The following is a 20,649-nucleotide window of genomic DNA, read 5'->3' as shown; positions in this document are numbered from 1 at the left end:
AGCATTTGATCTACATTAAGCTGCCTAAGCCACACGCCCTAACCGCCCAATTATGCAACTACTAGCTGTTGGCCTCAACCACACGACTGCGCCAGTGTCGCTCCGCGAAAAGCTGGCGTTTTCGCCTGACCAGATTGGTCCGGCGGTGGTGGCTGCACGCTCCTGGTTTGGTCGCGACGGATTCAATCAGCAAACGGAAGTGGAGGCAGCGATTTTATCGACCTGCAACCGTACCGAAATGTATGCGGCGAGCCATGTGGATAATCCGGTCGATGCGACTGCGCATTTTTTGGCAGATTTCCACAAATTGCCTTATGCCGAGTTGCGCCATCATCTGTACACGCTGCCGCAAGACAATGCTGTCCGCCATGCTTTCCGCGTAGCGTCTGGCCTAGATTCGATGGTGTTGGGCGAACCGCAAATTTTAGGTCAGATGAAAGACGCCGTGCGCCAGGCAGATGCCGCGGGTGGGCTTGGCACTTATCTGCATCAGTTATTCCAGCGTACTTTTGCCGTCGCAAAAGAAGTTCGCAGCACCACTGAAATCGGTGCGCACAGTGTGTCAATGGCAGCTGCTGCTGTACGTTTGTCGCAGCGGATTTTCGATAAAATTTCTGAGCAACATGTGCTGTTTATCGGCGCTGGTGAAATGATCGAATTATGCGCCACCCACTTTGCTGCACAAAATCCTAAGAGCATCACTATCGCCAACCGCACGCTGGAACGTGGCGAAGTACTGGCGCACCGCTTTAATGGCAAAGCAATCCGTCTGGCAGAACTACCAAATAGTTTGTCCCAGTTTGACATCATCATCTCTTGCACGGCGTCGTCATTGCCGATTATCGGTCTGGGCATGGTTGAACGCGCAGTCAAAGCGCGTCGTCATCGCCCTATGTTTATGGTGGATCTGGCGGTACCACGCGATATTGAGTCAGAAGTCGGCGCGCTGGATGACGTGTTTCTATACACCGTAGATGATCTGGGCAATGTGGTGCAAACTGGTAAAGAAAATCGCCAGGCAGCGGTGACGCAGGCAGAAGCAATTATCGAAACCCGTGTGCAGTCCTTTATGCATTGGGTAGATGGTCGCCTGGTAGTGCCTATCATTCAGGATTTGCATGAAAACAGCGAAGCCATGCGCTTGCTGGAGCTAGAAAGAGCACGCAAAATGCTAGCCCGTGGGGATGATATTGAAGCGGTGTTAGAAGCGCTCTCCAAAGGCATCACCGCCAAATTTCTGCATGGCCCGCAACAGGCTTTGCATCAGGCTAGCGGCGACGAACGCGCCCGTCTTGCTACACTATTACCGCAATTATTCCGTACCAAGCGTTAGCGACGCACAAAACTCATCTGATGACACTGGCAACTTGCCACTCATCATCAAAATCGAATCAAAACTGATGCGCTCCAAGAACGACTGCGTATCTGCAATAATCCCATAGTGACGATCTCACTGTACTCACAATAACAGGTAAGACGATGAAACCATCCATGCTCTCTAAGCTCGACCAATTGGCAGAACGCCTGGTCGAAGTGGGTCAACTATTAAATCAGGAAGGCGTCACCAATGACATGGACAACTACCGCAAGCTCACCCGTGAGCATGCCGAGTTGGAACCCTTGGTGGAACTGTATAAGAATTACCAGCAAGCACAAAATGATATCGATTCGGCGCAAGAAATGATGGCAGATCCTGAGATGAAAGATTTTGCTCAGGAAGAGATCAATGACGCCAAACAGCGCATGGAAGAGTTACAAGTCGATTTGCAAAAAATGCTGCTGCCCAAAGACCCGAATGACGAACGTAATATTTTGCTGGAAGTTCGCGCCGGTACCGGTGGCGATGAAGCAGCGTTATTTGCGGGCGACTTGCTGCGTATGTACACCCGTTTTGCGGAACGTAATCGCTGGCAAATCGAAATGATGTCGGAATCCCCGTCAGAACTGGGCGGCTACAAAGAAGTCATCATCCGCATCGCCGGTTTTGGTGCTTACTCTAAACTGAAATTTGAATCCGGCGGTCATCGCGTACAACGTGTACCAACCACCGAGACTCAAGGCCGCATCCACACTTCTGCATGCACCGTCGCGGTAATGCCAGAGGCAGATGAACTGGCCGATGTCGTGATCAATAATGCCGATTTGCGTATCGACACCTTCCGCGCCTCCGGTGCAGGTGGTCAGCATATTAATAAAACGGATTCTGCCGTGCGTCTGACCCACTTACCGACCGGGATCGTAGTCGAATGCCAGGACGGTCGCAGCCAGCATCAAAATAAAGCCCAGGCGATGCGCGTACTGGCAACCCGCATCATGGATGGTCAGATGCGCGCGAAACAAGCAAAAGAAGCAGCAACCCGCAAGAGCCTGATCGGCTCGGGCGACCGTAGCGAACGTATCCGCACCTATAATTATCCGCAAGGCCGGATGACCGATCACCGCATCAACCTGACTCTGTACAAACTAGATTTTATTTTGGACGGCGATCTGGTGGAGCTGACCAATGCACTGGTGGCAGAACATCAGGCAGAATTGCTGGCAGCTTTGGGTGATGATGGGATTTAAAATGGGCTAAAGCAGGTATGGCAGATTCAACGCGGATTCACACGGGACAAATACCAAAATACATATACTCCCCCATAAATTAAGTAAAATATAGCTTTACGTCCAGATACTATATGGACAATTAGAATATACATAGTGGGAGTATTTTAAAATCATTCTACTCAATCTCTACGCACTTAGCCAAAGCTATCACCCATGATCAGAATTGAACCAGACCAATGGCTGCCGCAAACTTACGCAAAAGCGCTAAGTCTGGTCGATGTGCTGCGTCACCCGGCAGCCAATTACGAGGCTATGACCGCGATTGAAAAAGACAGCTTGCGGCAATCACAAATCGAAGCGGACGAAGTGGTGCGTATCTTAGGTTTCTATAACGTCCATGCGCTTGTCATGAAATCAGATCAGGTGCTGGGCTGGTTATCAGTAAGCAGCCTCGCTGTTGATGCAACGCTGACCGCGTTTGTACTACCGCAATCAGCGCAACTTTCGGTAGAAGTGTTCTTCCAGCAATGGCAAAACACACCCTATATCTGGGGCGGCATCACGCGCCATGGCGTAGATTGCTCAGGTCTGACGCAACGTTATTTTTTAGATGTACTGAATCAACGCATTCCCAAAAACACCTACGACCAGCGCCGTGCAGGTATCAGCAAGACCTTGGCGGACATCACAAATAATGATCTGGTCTTTTGCACACGCATCGGTGGTCGCGGCATTCATCACGTCGGCATTTATATCAACTCGGACATTTGGCATGCGCATGGTGAACGCGGTGTGATCAGGCAAACTCTGGATGAATTTATGACTCAGTATCAACTACTTGATGTCGTCAAGATTGATGTTTGATTTATGTTTTATGTTGCAAAGAGCTATCTATGAAGCATCAGTTATAGCGCAACTTACAATTTATTAAGCCCATCACCGAACCAAATCGCGCTTTACGTATCCTAATTTGCAGGTGGTGTAATTCCACGAACCAGTACACAATGCGCGTATTGTTTTTATTGATGGCACGTTGTTACTATATTCGCATAGATTGCAACGTAAGCAAACCCAGCTCACTATGAATCCTACAAAACCACTACTAATTTCTATCGCCTCTGTTTGTATTGCCTTGCTAGGGATCGCCTTATACCTGCAACTGGTTGAAAAAATGTTGCCCTGCCCTTATTGTGTAATGCAGCGCTATGCATTTGTTATGGTCGCCTTGTTTTGCCTGCTAGCGCTGGCATTGCCCGATGTTGGACGTCGCCTCTCCAGTGCAATGGCTCTGACCGCATCGGCTTTCGGACTAGGCGTTGCTGCTTACCATGTGTGGATATTAGCCAATCCGCAATTAACTTGCGGTATCGACCCGCTGGAAACATCGCTGAATAAGATTTTTCCGGCCAAGCTGCTGCCAACGATGTTCCGAGCGGATGGCATATGCGAAACACCTTATGAACCGATTTTGGGTTTATCCATACCAGCGTGGTCAGCCGTATGGTTTGGCATTTTTTCAATCGCGCTCTTGGTTATCCTTATTCAAAACCGTAAAGCGCAAAGGCGCCATTTATTTAGAAGTCTGCGGTGATTAGTCAGCCGTAATTAGTCTGCATTAATTGGCCTGAATTAATTAGTTCATATTGAAAACAGGCTCGCCAGACTAATCATGACTCGCCCGTTTTAGAATTACGATCTACATCATTACCGCAATATCACAAAAAATCTCGACTATATTACTCACCAAGCAGCAAGCGAACAGATACCGACATGTCGATTTCTATAGCAACTTTTTTACTGAATCGGACATAAAAATGGAATGGATTAAAGAAGGCATCACGCTTGCCGACTGCCAAAAAGCAGGCCCTCTGGATTTGATCGACACCCGCATTTTATTGATGCATGCATTAGGTTTAAGCCGGATACAACTGATCACCCAGTCGGAGATGCAGCTCACCGCTGCGCAGGCGCAGCAAGTCGGCGATCTGCTGCAACGTCGTTATGATGGCGAGCCAATTGCCTATCTGATCGGTGAGCGAGAATTTTTTGGTTTGCCTTTCCACATCACTGCAGATGTTTTAATCCCACGACCAGATACAGAATTATTAGTCGAGCTGGCAATTCAGCATACGCCGCAAAATAGTCGCGTTCTGGATATGGGTACAGGCTCGGGCGCAATCGCGATTGCAATTGCACATCAACGGCGTGATACGCATGTCAGTGCAACGGATATCAGCGCAGCTGCGGTAGCAGTAGCACAAAAAAATGCTGACAGAAATGTCCCTGACGCGAACATGCATATTTGTGAAAGTGACTGGTATAGCGCACTCGCTGGTCAGCATTTTCATACTATCGTAGCCAATCCGCCTTATATCCAAAAAGATGATCTTCATCTGAGTCAGGGCGATTTGCGCTTTGAGCCGACGGTCGCTTTGACCGACCATGCAGATGGTTTAACTAACTATCGGCATATCATCAAGAATGCAGCAGAACATCTGCATCCTCAAGGCTGGCTTCTGATGGAGCATGGCTACAACCAAGCGCAAGCGGTACGTGATTTATTGACACAACATGGTTTCATTGAAGTGCAAAGCTGGCTTGACTTATCGGGAATCGATCGCGTCAGTGGCGGTCGCCTGAAGTAAGCAAGCGGTAATTCAGTCGCAACTCCCGCCGCAAAAGTATGCTCAGATATTGCCAGGATGCTCAGGATTACGTAGCGATAATCTAATCTCTACGCACAATCCGCCGTCCTTGCGATTGGAGGCTGAAATGCTGCCACCATGGGCGAGGATGACGCGCTGAGCGATGGCTAGGCCCAAGCCATAACCATCATCACCCCGGGTATTGGGGCTGTTGTTGGTACTGTTATTGACGTTACTATCGAGCTCTGTACTAAGGCTAGTATTTAAACTAGAGGTCGAGTTACTACCGCGATAAAAAGGCTCAAAAATCGCCTGCAACTCATCCTCTGGTACGCCTTGTCCTTGATCCAATATACGGATCAATAACTCCTGGTCCGTTGATAACAACTGCACCTCAAAAGTAATGATATCAAGCTTGGCAGTGTGTTTGATTGCATTACGGACGACATTTTCAAGGGCGCGATACAGCAATTCATAGCGCCCTTGCAGCATAATGTTGCCACCCAAGGTAACACTCGAAAAAACCAATTGCTTGTGTTTGGACTCTGCCTCAAATCCTGCGTTATCCACCACTTCCGCCAGCAATTCATCAATCTGAATCGCGTCCATGCTAGCCATGACACCAGCCTCAATCCGCGACAAAGTGAGTAACTCCCCCACCAGCTTATCCATCCTTACCGCTTCGCGCTCTACCCGCTCCATGGTGGCCTCGACGCGCTCCGGCTGTTGGCGCGCTAATCCGATCGCCGCTTGCAAACGAGCCAGAGGTGAACGCAACTCGTGCGATACATCGTGCAACAGCCGGCGCTGACTTTCCATTAATTTGGAAAGCTGTTCTGCCATATTGTCAAATTCACGCCCCAGATCAGCCAACTCATCGCGCCGTCGTCCCATGCTACTGCCAACCCGTGTTTGTAAATTACCCGCAGCCAAAGAGAGAAAAGCAGAACGCAAATTACGAATAGGTTTGGAGGTGTACCAGGCCAGCAAAGCGGCAAATAACAGACTAACGATTAAGGCGGCCACCATGGGGACAAACGCAGAAAACCCATCAGGTGGATAAGCTGAATGCAGCCGGTGGCGGCGTAAATGCGGCGGCAAATTATCGTCCTGCTCTGGCCACAGACGCGGCTGATCCGGGCTCTGCGGAATATACGATTCTGTCGAAGAGCGAGCACTACTAGCACTAGCGCCAGTTTCAAAATGCAGTTGCATATGCTCACGAATTCCCGCAGCGAGCATCGCTTGTTCGCTTTGATGTCGCAGCGATAGAGTAACGCCAATCCCGACAATACCCGTGACTTGTGCCAGCCAGATAAAAAAGAAAAACTTCCAGAACAGACGCCCCACCGTCTACTCCTTAGTCAGCAAGTAACCTTGACGATAGACGGTCTGAATGATCGTACGTCCATCAATTAAAGGGCCAAATTTTTGGCGGATACTGCTGATATGGACATCAATATTGCGATCAAATCGCGCGAGGGGACGACCCAATCCGTGTTCTGATAAATCCGTTTTGCTGACAGTATGACCAGCATTTCTTGCCAGTACCTCCAATAAGCTGAACTCTGTGCTCGTCAAATCCAGATGCTTGCCATCCCAATCTGCGCGACGCTGCGCCTGCCAGATCGTTAATGAACCAATGACCAGCGGATGCGCCTGCGCTTCGGTACCAGCAACGACTTGTGTACGTCGCAAAATCGCACGAATCCTTGCCAGCAATTCACGCGGGGTGCATGGCTTGGGGACATAATCATCTGCGCCTAATTCTAGGCCGATAATGCGATCAACGTCGTCACCTTTAGCGGTCAACATCAAGACGGGCAAACGACTTTCTGCACGAATCCGTCGCAAAGCCTCAATCCCGTTCATACGCGGCATCATTACATCCAGCACCATAATGGCGTAATCCCCCATTAAAGCTTCTGCAACGGCTCGTTCGCCATCATGCACGGTCGTAATGAGATAGCCTTCACGCTCTAGGTATTCTTTGAGCATATCAACTAATTCAACATCATCATCTGCGAGTAAAACTTGGGTCATGTAAAACCTTGTTGTAAAGCGTGGCGTTGAAGGTGGCTAACAGAGTGGCTTATAGAGTGACTTTTAGGGCGGCGGCAAGAATATGATAGGACACATCGCCACCTGTGTGGAGCAGCTTGTACCGAGGCAAACTAAATTCGCTAAACGAAATCATCGAATTATCCTAAAAACGGCAGCTGAGGAGCCGAAAAAGGGGCAATCAGATTCGTAGCGCTCTCACCAAAACCGTGACGCTGAAAACACTGAAATGATTCAATTGAATCAAATACTAATTAGTACTGACAAGTACTGACAAGCGGTCAACTGCCTTTTCTAGGATTATCATACCTAAAATACCGATTCGGCTAGGATTAGGCAACGATGATTTACCCAGTTTTACAGCAAATACTTGCCTCACGGACAAACTATCATCGATATCCAATATCGGTTTCCAATAATCCGGCATAGAAAAAAACTAGATTTTGTACCGCTCGCACCTTGAAGTCGCTTGCTTATAGCCATCATCCAAAAATTAAAATCTACATATACTGAGGGTAGGTATATCAATATAAAAATGAATTGTCCATGTCTTAATTGGACAATACGTGATTATTTTTAGATACTCCCCATATTATTCATATTATCGGCTTGACTACTGCGACTACAGCGTGATGTCAAGACTGGTGCAATCACACAGAGCGCGTATCATCTGCGACTTGATTTTAATTCTCAGAGTTTATCTCTCATACCATTATTTATGCTGCCTTCCATCGAACAACGTCTCGCCCTAGAACTTGCCGCCAAACCAGTACAAGTGGCTGCTGCTATTGCCCTGCTGGATGAAGGCGCGACCGTGCCTTTTATTGCGCGTTACCGCAAAGAGGCGACCGGCGGTTTGGACGATATTCAATTGCGCTTGTTAGAAGAGCGTCTGCGTTATCTGCGCGAGCTCGAAGACCGTCGCTCTGCGATCATGTCTTCGATTGAAGAACAAGGCAAAATGACGCCGGTGCTGCTCGATGCAATCACGCATGCCGAAGACAAAACCCGGCTTGAAGATTTATATTTGCCGTACAAACTCAAGCGCCGCACCAAGGCACAGATTGCGATTGAAGCGGGCTTGCAAGATTTGGCTGATGCTTTGCTGGCTGACCCAGGCAAGAATCCAGAAGAGGAAGCTGCGGCCTACTTAAAAGCGCCCTTCAGCACTAGCAACGGCGACAATCCGGGTGTGGCCGATACCAAGGCAGCGCTTGATGGTGCACGCCAGATTCTGATGGAACGCTTTGCCGAAGATGCGTCCTTATTGCAAGCGATCCGCGAATACCTGCTGGACCACGGCATTGTCGAATCCAAAGTCGTCGCAGGCAAGGAAGAAGCTGGCGCCAAGTTTGCCGACTATTTCGATTACTCCGAAACCTTGGGCACCATTCCATCACACCGCGCCCTAGCGATGTTCCGCGGACGCCGCGAAGAAATGCTGGCGGTCACTTTGCGCCTGGATACAGAAGAAGAAAAGCCAAAATGGGATGCGCCGCTCAATCCTTGCGAAAGCCGTATTGCCGCCAAATTTGGCGTCAGCAATATCGGTCGCCCTGCCGACAAATGGTTAGCCGACACGGTGCGCTGGAGCTGGCGCGTCAAAGTATTTATGCATCTGGAAACCGAATTGATGGGCAATCTGCGTGAGAAGGCTGAAGTCGAAGCGATTCATGTATTTGCCTTGAATTTAAAAGCCCTGTTGCTGGCCGCCCCGGCTGGGCCACGCGCCACTATGGGACTCGATCCCGGTCTGCGTACTGGCGTTAAAGTGGCGATCGTTGATGCCACTGGCAAGGTCATGGAATACGCCACCATTTATCCGCATCAGCCGCGTAACGATTGGGATGGATCACTGCATGTATTGGCGCAGTTGGCGGCGAAACATAATGTCTCTTTAATCTCGATTGGTAACGGCACTGCATCGCGTGAAACCGACAAACTCGCGCAAGATTTAATCAAGCTAAAGCCTGAACTCAAACTGACGAAAATCGTGGTATCAGAAGCCGGAGCATCGGTGTATTCCGCGTCAGAATTTGCGTCGAAAGAACTGCCGGATTTAGATGTATCCATTCGTGGCGCGGTATCCATTGCGCGTCGCTTGCAAGACCCGCTTGCAGAGCTGGTGAAGATCGATCCGAAGTCGATAGGCGTCGGTCAGTATCAGCATGATGTCGGCCAATCGCAACTCGCCCGTTCGCTCGATGCGGTGGTGGAAGATTGCGTCAATGCGGTCGGTGTCGATGTCAATACAGCCTCTGCACCGTTGTTGGCACGTGTGTCGGGTTTGTCGTCGTCAGTGGCGCAAAGTATCGTGAATTATCGTGATGCCAAAGGCATGTTCACCTCGCGTGCCGATCTGCGGTCGGTGCCGCGCCTGGGTGATAAAACGTTTGAACAAGCGGCTGGATTCTTGCGCGTGATGGGTGGAAATAATCCACTCGACGCATCAGCAGTTCATCCTGAATCCTATCCATTGGTGGAAAAAATCCTGGCGGATATCAAGAAAGATGTCGCAGGTGTGATCGGTGATGAACGCTTGCTGAAATCGCTCAATCCGGCAAAATATGCAGACGAACAATTCGGTGTCCCGACCATTACCGATATTTTGAAAGAACTGGAAAAACCAGGCCGTGATCCTCGCCCTGAATTCACCACAGCGACCTTCAAAGACGGCGTCGAAGAAATCCGCGATCTGCGTCCTGACATGATATTGGAAGGTGTGGTCACCAACGTCGCAGCATTCGGTGCGTTCGTCGATATTGGCGTGCATCAAGATGGATTAGTGCACATTTCTGCACTCTCCAACACCTTCGTCAAAGACCCGCACACCGTCGTCAAAGCGGGACAAGTCGTCAAAGTAAAAGTGCTGGAAGTCGATGAAAAGCGCAAGCGCATTGCGCTGACCATGCGCCTGACCGACTCTGCACCACAACCAGGCAGCACGCCAGAGCAAAAAGCAGATCGTAATGACGCCAAACGTCTGGATCAACATCGCCAGCGATCGCCAGCCCCAGCCGCGCCAAGCACGGGCAGTAGCGCGATGGCCGCCGCTTTTGCCAAGCTGCGTTCATAGTTAGACTGAGATAGAAACTGAGGCACAGCACAATATACTCCCCTTATTTTTTATAGAAATAGGCTGATTGTCCAGACTTTATTTGGACAATACAAATATACAAAGGGGGAGTATATTTATTTGCATAATGTGACTTTGACGATGACCTGATCAAAAAAATCGTGTCAAGATCAAGTGTTCCTCACATATCCAGCATAAAAAAGACCACGCGGGCTAACAGGCAGAGCATTTTTGCGGAAGTCCTATTTCCTTTATAATGACGCCATATTGTTAACCAAGGAATAGCCATGAGCGACGTTCAAGCCTGGATCAAAGAAACCGTAAGCAAAAACCCTATCGTACTGTTCATGAAAGGTACTGCACAATTTCCACAGTGCGGCTTTTCTGGACGTGCCATCCAATTGCTAAAAACCTCCGGCGCAACGAATCTGGTCACAATCAATGTGCTGGAAGATCCTGCTGTACGCCAAGGGATTAAAGATTTTTCCAACTGGCCAACCGTACCGCAGTTGTACATCAACGGCGAATTCATCGGCGGCTCCGACATCATGAACGAGATGTTTGAAAACGGCGAACTACAAGCCTTGATCAAAGCCTGATTTACTTTAACATCGTCATCATCCCACTATGCCGACACCCCAACGCCTGATTATCGCCATCACTGGCGCCACAGGCGCGGTGTACGGCGTGCGCTTGCTACAAGCTATCCGCGAGTTGCCGCATATAGAGAGCCACCTACTGATTTCTGAAGCCGGTACATTGACGCTGCATCAAGAATTAGACATGCGCCGCAAAGACGTTGAAGCACTGGCAGATGTTGTGCATAACGTGCGTGATGTGGGTGCCAGCATCGCTAGCGGGTCGTTTCAATCAGACGGCATGGTCATTGCGCCATGCTCGATGAAAACCCTGGCCTCCGTCGCCCACGGCATGGCGGATAATCTGATCACCCGCGCTGCCGATGTCGTCCTCAAAGAACGCCGCCGACTGGTATTGATGGTGCGCGAAACGCCATTCAATCTGGCGCACTTACGCAATATGACCGCCGTTACAGAAATGGGCGGCATCATCTTCCCCCCGCTTCCCAGCTTCTATCACAAACCTGCCAGCATTGACGAGATGGTGCAACACACCACTGCTAGAGTATTAGACCTGTTTAGCATAGCGACCGAACTGGCACCGCGCTGGAGCGGCATGAAGTCAGGAACAGAATAGTTTGTTCAGCATTGACTAAATAAAGCCAAACACATCCAATCGAGCCCATTCCACACTGCCAAGAATGTCTGGGGCAGAAAAGCAAAAACCCACCGTTATTGCTAACGATGGGTTTTTAACTGGTGCCGACTGCCGGAATCGAACTGGCCACCTGATGATTACAAGTCAACTGCTCTACCAAATGAGCTAAGTCGGCGAAACTGTTTCAAAAATTAATTCTGCAATCAATCTCGAAGAACAAAATTATAGGCTATTTTATTATTTTTAGCGAGGGCTTTTCTGATTTTTTTTGCGATTCTTGCGGCTTTTCTGATTGCGAGGCCAGCCCAGCCGGATTGCTTTCAGATTTTGTATTAACTACCGCCAGACCTAGCACCGGCTTGTTCCCCGATGCAGAATTCAGCGCAGCAGCAGGTACTTTGCTTGCCGCAGTTATTGGCTGCAACTCTGCTTGCTCATGCAAAGCCTCGGATAAATCCACTTCAAACGCCATACCCTGACCGTTTTCACTGGCGTAGACAGCTTGTACATTTTCAACAGGAACATAGATGTCGCGTGAAATTCCGCCAAAGCGCGCTTTAAAAGTCACCGCCTCGTTGTCCATCTTAAGGCTACTAGTCGCGCCAAAACTAATGTTAAGAACTATCTCTCCATTACGCACAAACTCCATAGGAACCCGCGATGCGGCATTCACTTTGACTGCAATATACGGCGTGTAGCCGTTATCGGTACACCATTCATAAATGGCGCGCATGAAATAAGGTTTAGTGGACGTTTCTGACATGCTTGAAAATTTCCTGAACGATAAGTGACTGAAGAATAGTCTGTGATTCTATAAACGACAAGGCTGACTTGATTGCATCTCGTCAGCCTTGTTTTGCAGCGCATTAATACTGATTGTGCATACTTATTAAAACGATTAACGACGCATCACTTTTTCGGATGGTGTCAGCGCCTCAATATAGGCTGGGCGAGAGAAAATACGCTCAGCATATTTCATTAGCGGTGCAGCCGTTTTGGACAATTCAATACCATAATGATCCAGACGCCACAGTAAAGGTGCAACAGCAACATCCAGCATAGAGAACTCATCACCGAGCATGTATTTGTTCTTGATAAACAGTGGTGCCAGTTGCGTCAGGCGATCACGAATTTCTGCACGTGCTTTATCTTGTACTTTGGCAGAGGAAGTCGATTTATCGTTTTCCAATGTATGCACATGAATGAACAATTCTTTTTCAAAATTGAACAACATCAAACGAGCACGGGCACGTTGCAATGGATCAGCCGGCATCAGTTGCGGATGTGGGAAACGCTCATCAATGTATTCATTGATGATATTTGATTCATACAAAATCAATTCGCGCTCAACCAGAATTGGCACTTGACCGTAAGGATTCATCGTGGAAATGTCTTCCGGTTTGTTGAATAAATCAACATCACGAATTTCAAAATCCATACCTTTTTCAAACAACACTAGACGGCAACGCTGAGAGAATGGGCAAGTTGTGCCCGAGTAGAGAACCATCATTTTTATAGTTCCTTAAAAACGATTAGGGCGAGGCACCAATTTGCGTACCTCACCCTGGGATGACACATCTGCTAAAAAAGTTCAAGCGACACTAAAAACTTAGATTAAGACTGAGCTAAAACCTGAGCTACAACACCAACTAAAACTTCTTTTTACAGACGACTAAATTACCAAAATTACTTAACTTCTTTCCAGAATGATGCATTTAAGCGCCATGCCAAGAAACTCAATCCTGCGAGGAACATTAAAACCCATACGCCGAGTTTGGTACGTGTTTTTTGTGCAGGCTCACCCATCCATTGAAGATATCCGACCAAGTCTGCAACCGCTATGTCGTACTCAGGTCCGGTCAGAGTACCTGCAGTGACTGTTTCAAAACCTTCAAATTTATGAACAGTTTTGGATGCGTCATGCTCATCTTTTTCTTCCACAAATTTAGCTGTACGCACGCCTTGCAACTCCCACAGTACATGCGGCATGCCAACATTTGGGAACACCATATTATTCCAGCCAGTTGGACGAGTCTCATCTTTGTAATAAGTACGCAGATAAGTGTAAATCCAATCAGCACCGGAACCCGCACCAGATGCTTTAGCACGAGCGATTACCGACAAATCCGGCGGAACTGCACCGAACCAGGCTTTGGCATCTTTTGCAGTCAAGGTCGTTTTCATCAAATCACCCACTTTTTCGCCAGTAAACAGCAAATTAGCTTTGATTTGATCATCTGTCAGACCAATGTCTTTCAGACGGTTGTAACGCATTGCTGAAGCAGAATGGCAATTCAAGCAGTAGTTGACGAATAATTTAGCGCCATGCTGTAAGGCAGCCATATCGGTTGAGCGATCTGGTGCCTGATCTAATGGATATCCGCCTTCATTCGCCAAAGCTAGGGCTGGAACAAAAGCCAAAGTTGCGATTAATTTTTTAAATAATTTCATACTTTTAATTCCTTTGACGCTTACTTGGGTGCATAACATCACATTTAGTCGCGCTGAGTATGCCTAGTGCGCAGAAAAAGTAACGCGCTTCGGTGGAGTCTTAAATGTACCCATCGTGCTCCACCAAGGCATCAGCAAGAAGAACGAAAAGTAAAGAACTGCACATACTTGTGAAATACGTTCAAACAATGGTGATGGCGGCTGAACACCCAAATAACCTAAGGCGACAAAAGCAATGCCAAATACGATATAGACATATTTATGCCACTCTGGACGATAACGAATCGACTTAACGGGAGACAGATCCAACCACGGCAGGCCACCCAATATCATCACTGAACCGCCAAACAGTACAACGCCCCAGAATTTTGCATCCAGACCAAAAGGCATCATGCCAACGATGGCTAATAAGCCTACCGCAGCAATTGCAATCTTAATCAATTGCGGCAATCTAGTTGTCAGGAAAATCAAAGCGACATAGGCAACGACACCAGCTTGTACCACATATAAAAACTCAGATGTAGTAGCACGCAAAATGGAATAAAACGGCGTGAAATACCAGGTCGGCGCGATATGTGAAGGTGTTTTCAGTGAATCGGCAGGAATAAAATTATTGTATTCAAGGAAGTAACCGCCCATTTCCGGCGCAAAGAAAATAATCGCGCTGAAAATTGTTAAAAATACGGTGACACCAAAAATATCATGGAAAGTGTAATAAGGATGGGAAGGGATACCGTCAACTGGATGCCCATCTGCACCGATATTGTCTTTAATTTCAATGCCATCAGGATTATTCGATCCGACTTCGTGCAAAGCGATTAAATGCGCTGCAACCAATCCTAACAAGACCAGAGGAATCGCAATCACGTGGAACGAGAAGAAGCGATTCAGCGTCGCATCAGACACCACATAATCACCACGTATCCATAGAGACAGATCAGGGCCAATAAAAGGAATTGCGCCGAATAAGTTAACAATAACTTGTGCGCCCCAATACGACATTTGTCCCCAAGGCAGCAAGTAACCAAAGAAGGCTTCTGCCATCAAACACAGGAAAATTGCGAAACCGAACAACCATATCAATTCGCGTGGCTTACGGTATGAACCGTACATCAGCGCACGTGTCATGTGAAGATAGATAATAATGAAGAATGCCGACGCGCCGGTTGAATGTGCATATCGCACAAACCAACCAGCAGGCACCTCGCGCATGATGTACTCAACCGAAGCAAATGCCAGATTAGCATCAGGCTTATAATGCATGACCAGGAAAATACCAGTGACAATCTGTATCACCAGCACCAACATTGCCAGAGAACCGAAGATGTACCAGAAGTTAAAGTTCTTCGGTGCGTAGTATTGACCCCATTGATCATTCCATAGCTTGGTCAACGGAAAACGGGAATCTACCCAATTCAGCGCCTTAGCAGCAATAGGTGCATCTGCTGGCAGCTTCTTTTCAACAAAAGCCATGATTAAGCCTCGCCTTTCTGATCTTTACCGATGACAATTTTAGTGTCCGACAAATACATATGGCGTGGCACGTCCAGATTTTGCGGAGCTGGTTTGTTTTTGAAAACACGACCAGCCAGGTCGAAAGTTGAACCGTGGCATGGGCACAAGAAACCACCTGCCCAGTCATCCGGCAAAGATGGCTGCGCACCAGCCTGAAATTTAGAACTTGGGGAACAACCAAGGTGAGAACAAATACCGACTGCAATCAACACATCTGCATGCTCTTTACGGGAGCGGCTCTGTTTATCGCAATAATCAGGTAATTCCATCGTGTAAGGCTTCAACGATTTTGGATCGGCAACCTTGTCTTCAGTGCTAGCAAGACTCGCCATCATTTCCGGCGTGCGCTTGAGTATCCAAACTGGTTTACCGCGCCATTCTACTGTTCTCATCTCACCCGGATTTAAAGTCGAAATATCTACTTCTACCGGCGCACCTGCCGCCTTAGCACGTTCAGACGGCTGAAAGGTGCTGACTAGCGCACCTGCCGTTGCTAAACCTGCAACACCACCCGCCGCGCACGTGGCGACGAGTAAGCCGCGGCGGCCAGAATCGACCTGCTTTTCAATACTCATACCAACCCCAATCTGTCAAAAATCAAAACTTGTCGAAGCATAAACCTACTTCTAGCAACCTTAAATTATAAAGGAGCCGAGAGTGGTTTTAAAGCAAAAGTTGTTTATAGGTTCAAACTGCGGCGCTTTTTTTCAGTTTTGTCGGTTATTTTGATGCTTTCCGTTGATTATTTCTTATCAAGCAGAAAACGCTCAAAGTAATCGACACAAAGTTTGACAAATAAACCACCATGTAATTTGCCTTTGCGGATTAAAATATTGCTACTTTGTCATACATAACCTGGGAGTCAACATGAGCATGATGCAAGAATTTAAGAGTTTTGCCAGCAAAGGCAATGTGGTTGATTTAGCGGTCGGCGTCATCATTGGTGCAGCGTTTGGCAAGATTGTTGACTCTTTGGTAGCCGATATCGTGATGCCTGTTGTCGGTAAAATTTTCGGTGGTTTAGATTTTTCCAACTACTATGTAGCGTTAAATGGTCAGGCTAGCGGCCTTACCTTGGTAGAAGCAAAAAAAGCTGGTGCCGTACTGGCATACGGTAATTTCATCACGATTGCACTTAACTTTGTTATTTTGGCTTTTCTGATTTTTCAAATGGTAAGAATGTTTAACAAGATGAAAAAGGACGAGCCGGCAGCACCAGCTGCAGCGCCGGTAACACCTGAGGATGTGATTTTGCTGCGTGAAATTCGTGATGCCTTAAAAAAGTAACACCCACTTGCAGTAAAAATTTAGGCATAAAAAAGCCGCTAATTTCAAAGTAACTTTAAGAATTAGCGGCTTTTTTATATCAAACTGGATTATCGATATCGACAAAATGATGCGCTAACCCAAACTTCTCAGCCAGGTGTTGTCCCAAAGCCTGTATGCCGTATCGTTCAGTCGCATGATGTCCGCATGCCAGATAAGCCACGCCAGACTCACGTGCCAGATGCACGGTGGGTTCAGAAATTTCTCCACTTAAGTAGACACTGGCACCGGCACTGATCGCCTGATCCAGCATGTTTTGTGCCGCGCCGGTACACCATGCGATCTTAGCGACTAGCTGCTCTGGATCACCAATCAACAAAGGCTTGCGGCCCAGGCGTGCTTCAATTTGTGCGACCAGTTGTCCGACGGTACGCAGAGAGGCGTCCTCAGCGATGCCGATCCAGCCCAGATCATCCTCACCAAATCGCGCTTTTGGTAACAAGCTCAATTGCTGCGCCAGTTGTGCGTTATTACCGAGCTGAGCATGCATGTCCAACGGCAAATGGTAGGCGAACAAAGAAATATCATGCTCTAGCAACAGCTTTAACCTCTTGTGCTTTTGCCCGATGACTCGCATGTCTTCGCCGCGCCAAAAATAACCGTGGTGTACCAAGATCGCATCGGCTTTTAAATGAACCGCTTTTTCCAGCAGCGCCAAACTGGCCGTGACCCCGGTCACGATACGTTTAATCTGTTCACGCCCTTCCACCTGCACGCCATTTGGGCAATAATCACGAAAGCGGTTAATCTGTAGCTCTTCTGCCAAATAGTCCGATAGCTTTGCTCTCGTCACTGATTGCGGCTGTGTCATTTTCACTTGATTCATTTTTTCTGGTTCCTCTATGCGACGTCTCTGGCTCTTATTTGCGCAAACCATTACGGTGGCTTTAGCACTCTGGTTTATTGTAACCACCTTAAAACCAGAATGGGCAAACAAGGGGTTCAGCGGCAATCAAAGCCTGCGCATGGCGTCCACAGTCACAATGCAAGAAGTACCTGCAAATTCTGTCGCCAGCCAAAGTTCGTATCGAAATGCGGCCAAGCGCGCGATGCCATCGGTGGTCAATATTTACACTTCAAAAGAGGCAAAGCAAACAAATAATCCCTTGCTGAACGATCCATTCCTAAAGCGCTTTTTTGGCGACCAGCAGAATCAACAAGCGGAAAAACAAGTCAGCCTTGGCTCTGGCGTTATTCTCAGTCCAGAGGGCTATATCCTGACCAACAACCATGTGGTCGAAGCTGCTGAAGAAATTGATATCGTGTTAGCCGATGGGCGCAAATCGATTGCCAAAGTCATAGGCACTGATCCAGAGACCGATTTGGCTGTGATTAAAATTGATTTGCCGGATTTGCCTGCAATCACATTAGGACATCCCGAACAAGCAAGCGTCGGTGATGTGGTGCTGGCGGTCGGTAATCCGTTTGGCGTGGGCCAAACAGTGACGATGGGAATTATCTCTGCGCTGGGACGCAATCATCTCGACATCAATACCTTTGAAAATTTTATCCAGACCGATGCTGCGATCAATCCCGGCAACTCGGGCGGCGCATTGGTCGATGTCAACGGCAATTTATTAGGAATTAATACTGCGATCTATTCCCGCAGCGGCGGCTCGCTGGGGATAGGCTTTGCAATTCCTGTAACCACCATCAAAACAGTGATGGAATCGATTATCAAAAATGGGCAAGTCGTGCGCGGCTGGATCGGCGTAGAACCGCAAGACATCACACCAGAACTGGCAGAAAGTTTTGGCATCAAACAAAAATCCGGTGCGATTATTGCGGGCGTAATTCGTGGTGGGCCAGCGGATAAAGCAGGCATCAAGCCGGGTGATATTTTGCTGGCGATTGAAGGCAAACCGGTCGCCGACACTACCGAAATGCTGAATCTGATTGCGCAATTGCCACCCAACCAAAAAGCTAAAATTGCCGTTTTACGCAATACCGCAGAATCAACGTTTGAAGTATTTATAGGCAAGCGCCCGGTTCTAAAACGAGAAGAATAAGCGACTCCGCGCACTAATGGAAAAAGTTAATATGCTGCTGCGCTAGTATGATTTAGCCAATATTTTATCTAAAATACATAATCAGCCTGCTAGTGAACATTAAATATACTCCCACCATGTATATTTAATTGTCCAATCATTTACTGGACAATACGGCATTTTTCATAAAAATGAGGGGGAGTATATTGAAATTGGCACGAATTTTGATCAATTCAATTATTTAAACAATGCATGGGGTTTGCTTTACATCCCTGCACTACACAATAAAAAATATACATTTAATACATGGTTCACCAGCACTTAAAAGACGCAAAGGCACGCAATGCATATCCGTGATTTAAAACGCTTTCTGTTCGAATTATCCGAAAACAATAACCGCGCCTGGTTCGTCATGAACAAGCCTCGCTACGATATTTTACGCGCTGAATTTTTAGAACTCGTGACTGATCTGATCGCTAAAATCAGCAAATTTGATCCGGCGATCATTGGTTGCGAGCCCAAAAAAGCTTTGTTCCGTATCAACCGCGACATGCGCTTTTCTGCAGATAAATCGCCTTACAAGACCACCTTCTCCGCCTCGATTTTGCCTAGCGGTCGCAAGAAACCTAGCGAAGGTGGTGGCCCTGCTTATTATTTTCAGATTGATGCGACGGGACGATTGTTCTTCGCTGTGGGCGAATACATGCCGCCATCGGATCGCTTGCGCGCCATCCGCAATCAGATCCTGGCTGATCCAGAGGGTTTTTCTAAAGTCTTAAAAAATAAAGGGCTGAAACAAATTTTTGGTAGCTTGCAAGAGGAAGGGAAATTAACCCGGCCGCCCAAAGGCTTTGATCCAGAATCGCCGCACATCGAGCAAATTAAGCTGAAGAATTTTATGGTCTGGACCGAGTTTACGCTGGATGAAACCACGCCAGAACAAATGGGGGAAATTGTCACCGAAGGTTTTAAGGCAGCCTATCCCCTGGTCAGCTGGTTGCGCACCGCCGCTAGTAGCGTGGCCCAAGACTAATCAGGGACTTCATCCGGTGCTTGCGTGGCTTTGACAAAGATCGGAGCCACCAGCAAACCCAATTCAAATAAAAACCACATCGGCAATGCCAGTGAGAACTGGCTGACTATGTCAGGTGGCGTCACAATCGCGGCAACCACAAAGGCGCCGACGATGATGTAAGGACGCATCGCCTTCAACTGCTCTACCGATACCAGTCCCATGCGTACCAACACCACGACCACAATCGGCACTTCAAATGTCATGCCAAAGGCAAGGCACATCGACATCACAAAATCGAGGTAATTTTCTATGTCCGGCGAAACGGTAATTGAGGTCGGTGCAAACTCGCTGATGAATTTAAATACGCGCCCAAACACGAAGAAATAACAAAACGCCACGCCAGAAAAAAACAGCAGTGAAGAGGAAATCACTAAAGGCGCCACCAACCTTTTCTCATGCGAATATAAACCAGGCGCGACAAATGCCCAGACTTGATACAACACCCATGGTAGCGCCAGCATAAACGCTAAAAGCAAGGTCACTTTCATCGGTACCAGAAAAGGAGAAATCACACCCGTCGCAATCATCTTGGCACCAACAGGCAAGGATGCAATCATCGGCTTCGCCAGAAAATCATAAATGGCAGAAGGCCCGGGCCAGGCAAACAAAGCCGCACAGACAATCGCAATACCGATCGATGCTTTGACCAGCCGATCACGCAATTCGACCAGATGCGAGATAAACGTGTCTTCAACTCCCGATACTTGTGGGTCACTCATGCTGGTGCAG

20 protein-coding genes and 1 tRNA gene are annotated in these 20,649 nt (G+C 47.9%); 11 read left to right on the top strand and 10 right to left on the bottom strand.

Going from position 1 to position 20,649, the window contains the following annotated elements; genetic code table 11:
- Positions 1 to 52 precede the first annotated feature (52 nt).
- The 5 genes from hemA (at position 53) to prmC (ending at position 5,192) form a co-directional block, all read left to right on the top strand.
- Positions 53 to 1,333 (top strand): glutamyl-tRNA reductase, encoded by a 1,281-nt coding sequence (hemA, locus tag AAKU61_RS06655; protein ID WP_354330692.1) that lies wholly within the window; start codon positions 53 to 55, stop codon positions 1,331 to 1,333.
- Between the two features lie 146 nt (positions 1,334 to 1,479).
- Positions 1,480 to 2,565: a peptide chain release factor 1 gene (gene prfA, locus AAKU61_RS06650; protein WP_354330691.1), complete on the top strand. Its 1,086-nt coding sequence runs from the start codon at positions 1,480 to 1,482 to the stop codon at positions 2,563 to 2,565.
- Between the two features lie 195 nt (positions 2,566 to 2,760).
- Positions 2,761 to 3,411 carry a C40 family peptidase gene (locus tag AAKU61_RS06645; RefSeq protein ID WP_354330689.1) on the top strand — a complete coding sequence of 217 codons (651 nt, stop codon included), beginning with the start codon at positions 2,761 to 2,763 and terminating at the stop codon, positions 3,409 to 3,411.
- Between the two features lie 217 nt (positions 3,412 to 3,628).
- On the top strand, positions 3,629 to 4,138 hold the full coding sequence (locus AAKU61_RS06640; protein ID WP_354330687.1) for a disulfide bond formation protein B: 510 nt from the start codon (positions 3,629 to 3,631) through the stop codon (positions 4,136 to 4,138).
- A gap of 223 nt (positions 4,139 to 4,361) precedes the next feature.
- Positions 4,362 to 5,192, top strand: coding sequence for a peptide chain release factor N(5)-glutamine methyltransferase (gene prmC / locus AAKU61_RS06635; RefSeq protein ID WP_354330685.1), 831 nt, complete (start codon positions 4,362 to 4,364; stop codon positions 5,190 to 5,192).
- A 42-nt stretch (positions 5,193 to 5,234) separates the two neighbouring features.
- Here prmC and AAKU61_RS06630 read toward each other — a convergent pair whose 3' ends face one another.
- Complete coding sequence (locus tag AAKU61_RS06630) at positions 5,235 to 6,542, bottom strand: ATP-binding protein (protein ID WP_354330683.1); 1,308 nt, start codon at positions 6,540 to 6,542, stop codon at positions 5,235 to 5,237.
- Positions 6,543 to 6,545: 3 nt separating this feature from the next.
- Positions 6,546 to 7,235: a response regulator gene (locus AAKU61_RS06625; RefSeq protein WP_354330681.1), complete on the bottom strand. Its 690-nt coding sequence runs from the start codon at positions 7,233 to 7,235 to the stop codon at positions 6,546 to 6,548.
- Positions 7,236 to 7,971: 736 nt separating this feature from the next.
- Here AAKU61_RS06625 and AAKU61_RS06620 point away from each other — a divergent pair.
- The 3 genes from AAKU61_RS06620 to AAKU61_RS06610 all read left to right on the top strand — a co-directional run bounded on the left by AAKU61_RS06620 (position 7,972) and on the right by AAKU61_RS06610 (position 11,544).
- On the top strand, positions 7,972 to 10,329 hold the full coding sequence (locus AAKU61_RS06620) for a Tex family protein (RefSeq protein ID WP_354330679.1): 2,358 nt from the start codon (positions 7,972 to 7,974) through the stop codon (positions 10,327 to 10,329).
- Positions 10,330 to 10,616: 287 nt separating this feature from the next.
- Complete coding sequence (gene grxD / locus AAKU61_RS06615; protein WP_354330678.1) at positions 10,617 to 10,928, top strand: Grx4 family monothiol glutaredoxin; 312 nt, start codon at positions 10,617 to 10,619, stop codon at positions 10,926 to 10,928.
- 28 nt (positions 10,929 to 10,956) lie between these two features.
- A complete protein-coding gene (locus tag AAKU61_RS06610; protein ID WP_354330676.1) occupies positions 10,957 to 11,544 on the top strand; it encodes a UbiX family flavin prenyltransferase in 588 nt (195 codons plus the stop codon).
- A gap of 120 nt (positions 11,545 to 11,664) precedes the next feature.
- Here the strand turns inward: AAKU61_RS06610 and AAKU61_RS06605 are convergent.
- The 6 genes from AAKU61_RS06605 to petA form a co-directional block, all read right to left on the bottom strand.
- Positions 11,665 to 11,740 (bottom strand) — tRNA-Thr (locus AAKU61_RS06605).
- A 54-nt stretch (positions 11,741 to 11,794) separates the two neighbouring features.
- Complete coding sequence (locus tag AAKU61_RS06600; protein ID WP_354330674.1) at positions 11,795 to 12,328, bottom strand: ClpXP protease specificity-enhancing factor; 534 nt, start codon at positions 12,326 to 12,328, stop codon at positions 11,795 to 11,797.
- A 135-nt stretch (positions 12,329 to 12,463) separates the two neighbouring features.
- Entirely contained in the window at positions 12,464 to 13,075 is a 612-nt protein-coding gene (locus AAKU61_RS06595) for a glutathione S-transferase N-terminal domain-containing protein (protein ID WP_262838127.1), read from the bottom strand.
- A 176-nt stretch (positions 13,076 to 13,251) separates the two neighbouring features.
- Positions 13,252 to 14,016, bottom strand: coding sequence for a cytochrome c1 (locus AAKU61_RS06590; RefSeq protein ID WP_354330672.1), 765 nt, complete (start codon positions 14,014 to 14,016; stop codon positions 13,252 to 13,254).
- Positions 14,017 to 14,079: 63 nt separating this feature from the next.
- On the bottom strand, positions 14,080 to 15,492 hold the full coding sequence (locus AAKU61_RS06585; protein ID WP_354330799.1) for a cytochrome b: 1,413 nt from the start codon (positions 15,490 to 15,492) through the stop codon (positions 14,080 to 14,082).
- Entirely contained in the window at positions 15,492 to 16,106 is a 615-nt protein-coding gene (petA, locus tag AAKU61_RS06580) for a ubiquinol-cytochrome c reductase iron-sulfur subunit (protein ID WP_354330670.1), read from the bottom strand. The genes AAKU61_RS06585 and petA overlap by 1 nt, the downstream gene beginning before the upstream one ends.
- A gap of 292 nt (positions 16,107 to 16,398) precedes the next feature.
- Here petA and mscL point away from each other — a divergent pair, with 292 nt between their 5' ends.
- The gene (gene mscL / locus AAKU61_RS06575; protein WP_322121103.1) at positions 16,399 to 16,818 is read left to right on the top strand and encodes a large conductance mechanosensitive channel protein MscL; all 420 of its coding nucleotides are present in this window, start codon (positions 16,399 to 16,401) and stop codon (positions 16,816 to 16,818) included.
- Positions 16,819 to 16,897: 79 nt separating this feature from the next.
- Here the strand turns inward: mscL and AAKU61_RS06570 are convergent, their stop codons facing one another.
- Positions 16,898 to 17,650: a Nif3-like dinuclear metal center hexameric protein gene (locus AAKU61_RS06570; RefSeq protein ID WP_354330797.1), complete on the bottom strand. Its 753-nt coding sequence runs from the start codon at positions 17,648 to 17,650 to the stop codon at positions 16,898 to 16,900.
- Positions 17,651 to 17,699: 49 nt separating this feature from the next.
- On the opposite strand from AAKU61_RS06570, the gene AAKU61_RS06565 reads away from it, so the two are divergent.
- Both AAKU61_RS06565 and AAKU61_RS06560 read left to right on the top strand, forming a co-directional pair.
- Positions 17,700 to 18,866, top strand: a complete 1,167-nt coding sequence (locus AAKU61_RS06565; RefSeq protein WP_354330668.1) for a Do family serine endopeptidase — start codon at positions 17,700 to 17,702, stop codon at positions 18,864 to 18,866.
- A 322-nt stretch (positions 18,867 to 19,188) separates the two neighbouring features.
- Positions 19,189 to 19,878: a DUF2461 domain-containing protein gene (locus AAKU61_RS06560; protein ID WP_354330666.1), complete on the top strand. Its 690-nt coding sequence runs from the start codon at positions 19,189 to 19,191 to the stop codon at positions 19,876 to 19,878.
- Here the strand turns inward: AAKU61_RS06560 and tatC are convergent.
- On the bottom strand, positions 19,875 to 20,639 hold the full coding sequence (tatC, locus tag AAKU61_RS06555; protein WP_354330664.1) for a twin-arginine translocase subunit TatC: 765 nt from the start codon (positions 20,637 to 20,639) through the stop codon (positions 19,875 to 19,877). The two genes, AAKU61_RS06560 and tatC, sit on opposite strands and share 4 nt — an antisense overlap.
- Positions 20,640 to 20,649: the final 10 nt, after the last annotated feature.

It is taken from the genome of Undibacterium sp. GrIS 1.2 (assembly GCF_040544435.1).
GTDB lineage: Bacteria > Pseudomonadota > Gammaproteobacteria > Burkholderiales > Burkholderiaceae_D > Undibacterium.
This window is presented reverse-complemented; position numbering and strand designations above follow the sequence as displayed.

What these genes read in the sequence shown, in the direction of transcription:
- hemA (WP_354330692.1), top strand. Translation starts at nt 53, where the DNA reads ATGCAACTACTAGCTGTTGGCCTCAACCACACGACTGCGCCAGTGTCG.
- prfA (WP_354330691.1), top strand. Translation starts at nt 1,480, where the DNA reads ATGAAACCATCCATGCTCTCTAAGCTCGACCAATTGGCAGAACGCCTG.
- AAKU61_RS06645 (WP_354330689.1), top strand. Translation starts at nt 2,761, where the DNA reads ATGATCAGAATTGAACCAGACCAATGGCTGCCGCAAACTTACGCAAAA.
- AAKU61_RS06640 (WP_354330687.1), top strand. Translation starts at nt 3,629, where the DNA reads ATGAATCCTACAAAACCACTACTAATTTCTATCGCCTCTGTTTGTATT.
- prmC (WP_354330685.1), top strand. Translation starts at nt 4,362, where the DNA reads ATGGAATGGATTAAAGAAGGCATCACGCTTGCCGACTGCCAAAAAGCA.
- AAKU61_RS06625 (WP_354330681.1), bottom strand. Translation starts at nt 7,235, where the DNA reads ATGACCCAAGTTTTACTCGCAGATGATGATGTTGAATTAGTTGATATG.
- AAKU61_RS06620 (WP_354330679.1), top strand. Translation starts at nt 7,972, where the DNA reads ATGCTGCCTTCCATCGAACAACGTCTCGCCCTAGAACTTGCCGCCAAA.
- grxD (WP_354330678.1), top strand. Translation starts at nt 10,617, where the DNA reads ATGAGCGACGTTCAAGCCTGGATCAAAGAAACCGTAAGCAAAAACCCT.
- AAKU61_RS06610 (WP_354330676.1), top strand. Translation starts at nt 10,957, where the DNA reads ATGCCGACACCCCAACGCCTGATTATCGCCATCACTGGCGCCACAGGC.
- AAKU61_RS06600 (WP_354330674.1), bottom strand. Translation starts at nt 12,328, where the DNA reads ATGTCAGAAACGTCCACTAAACCTTATTTCATGCGCGCCATTTATGAA.
- AAKU61_RS06595 (WP_262838127.1), bottom strand. Translation starts at nt 13,075, where the DNA reads ATGATGGTTCTCTACTCGGGCACAACTTGCCCATTCTCTCAGCGTTGC.
- AAKU61_RS06590 (WP_354330672.1), bottom strand. Translation starts at nt 14,016, where the DNA reads ATGAAATTATTTAAAAAATTAATCGCAACTTTGGCTTTTGTTCCAGCC.
- petA (WP_354330670.1), bottom strand. Translation starts at nt 16,106, where the DNA reads ATGAGTATTGAAAAGCAGGTCGATTCTGGCCGCCGCGGCTTACTCGTC.
- mscL (WP_322121103.1), top strand. Translation starts at nt 16,399, where the DNA reads ATGAGCATGATGCAAGAATTTAAGAGTTTTGCCAGCAAAGGCAATGTG.
- AAKU61_RS06565 (WP_354330668.1), top strand. Translation starts at nt 17,700, where the DNA reads ATGCGACGTCTCTGGCTCTTATTTGCGCAAACCATTACGGTGGCTTTA.
- AAKU61_RS06560 (WP_354330666.1), top strand. Translation starts at nt 19,189, where the DNA reads ATGCATATCCGTGATTTAAAACGCTTTCTGTTCGAATTATCCGAAAAC.
- tatC (WP_354330664.1), bottom strand. Translation starts at nt 20,639, where the DNA reads ATGAGTGACCCACAAGTATCGGGAGTTGAAGACACGTTTATCTCGCAT.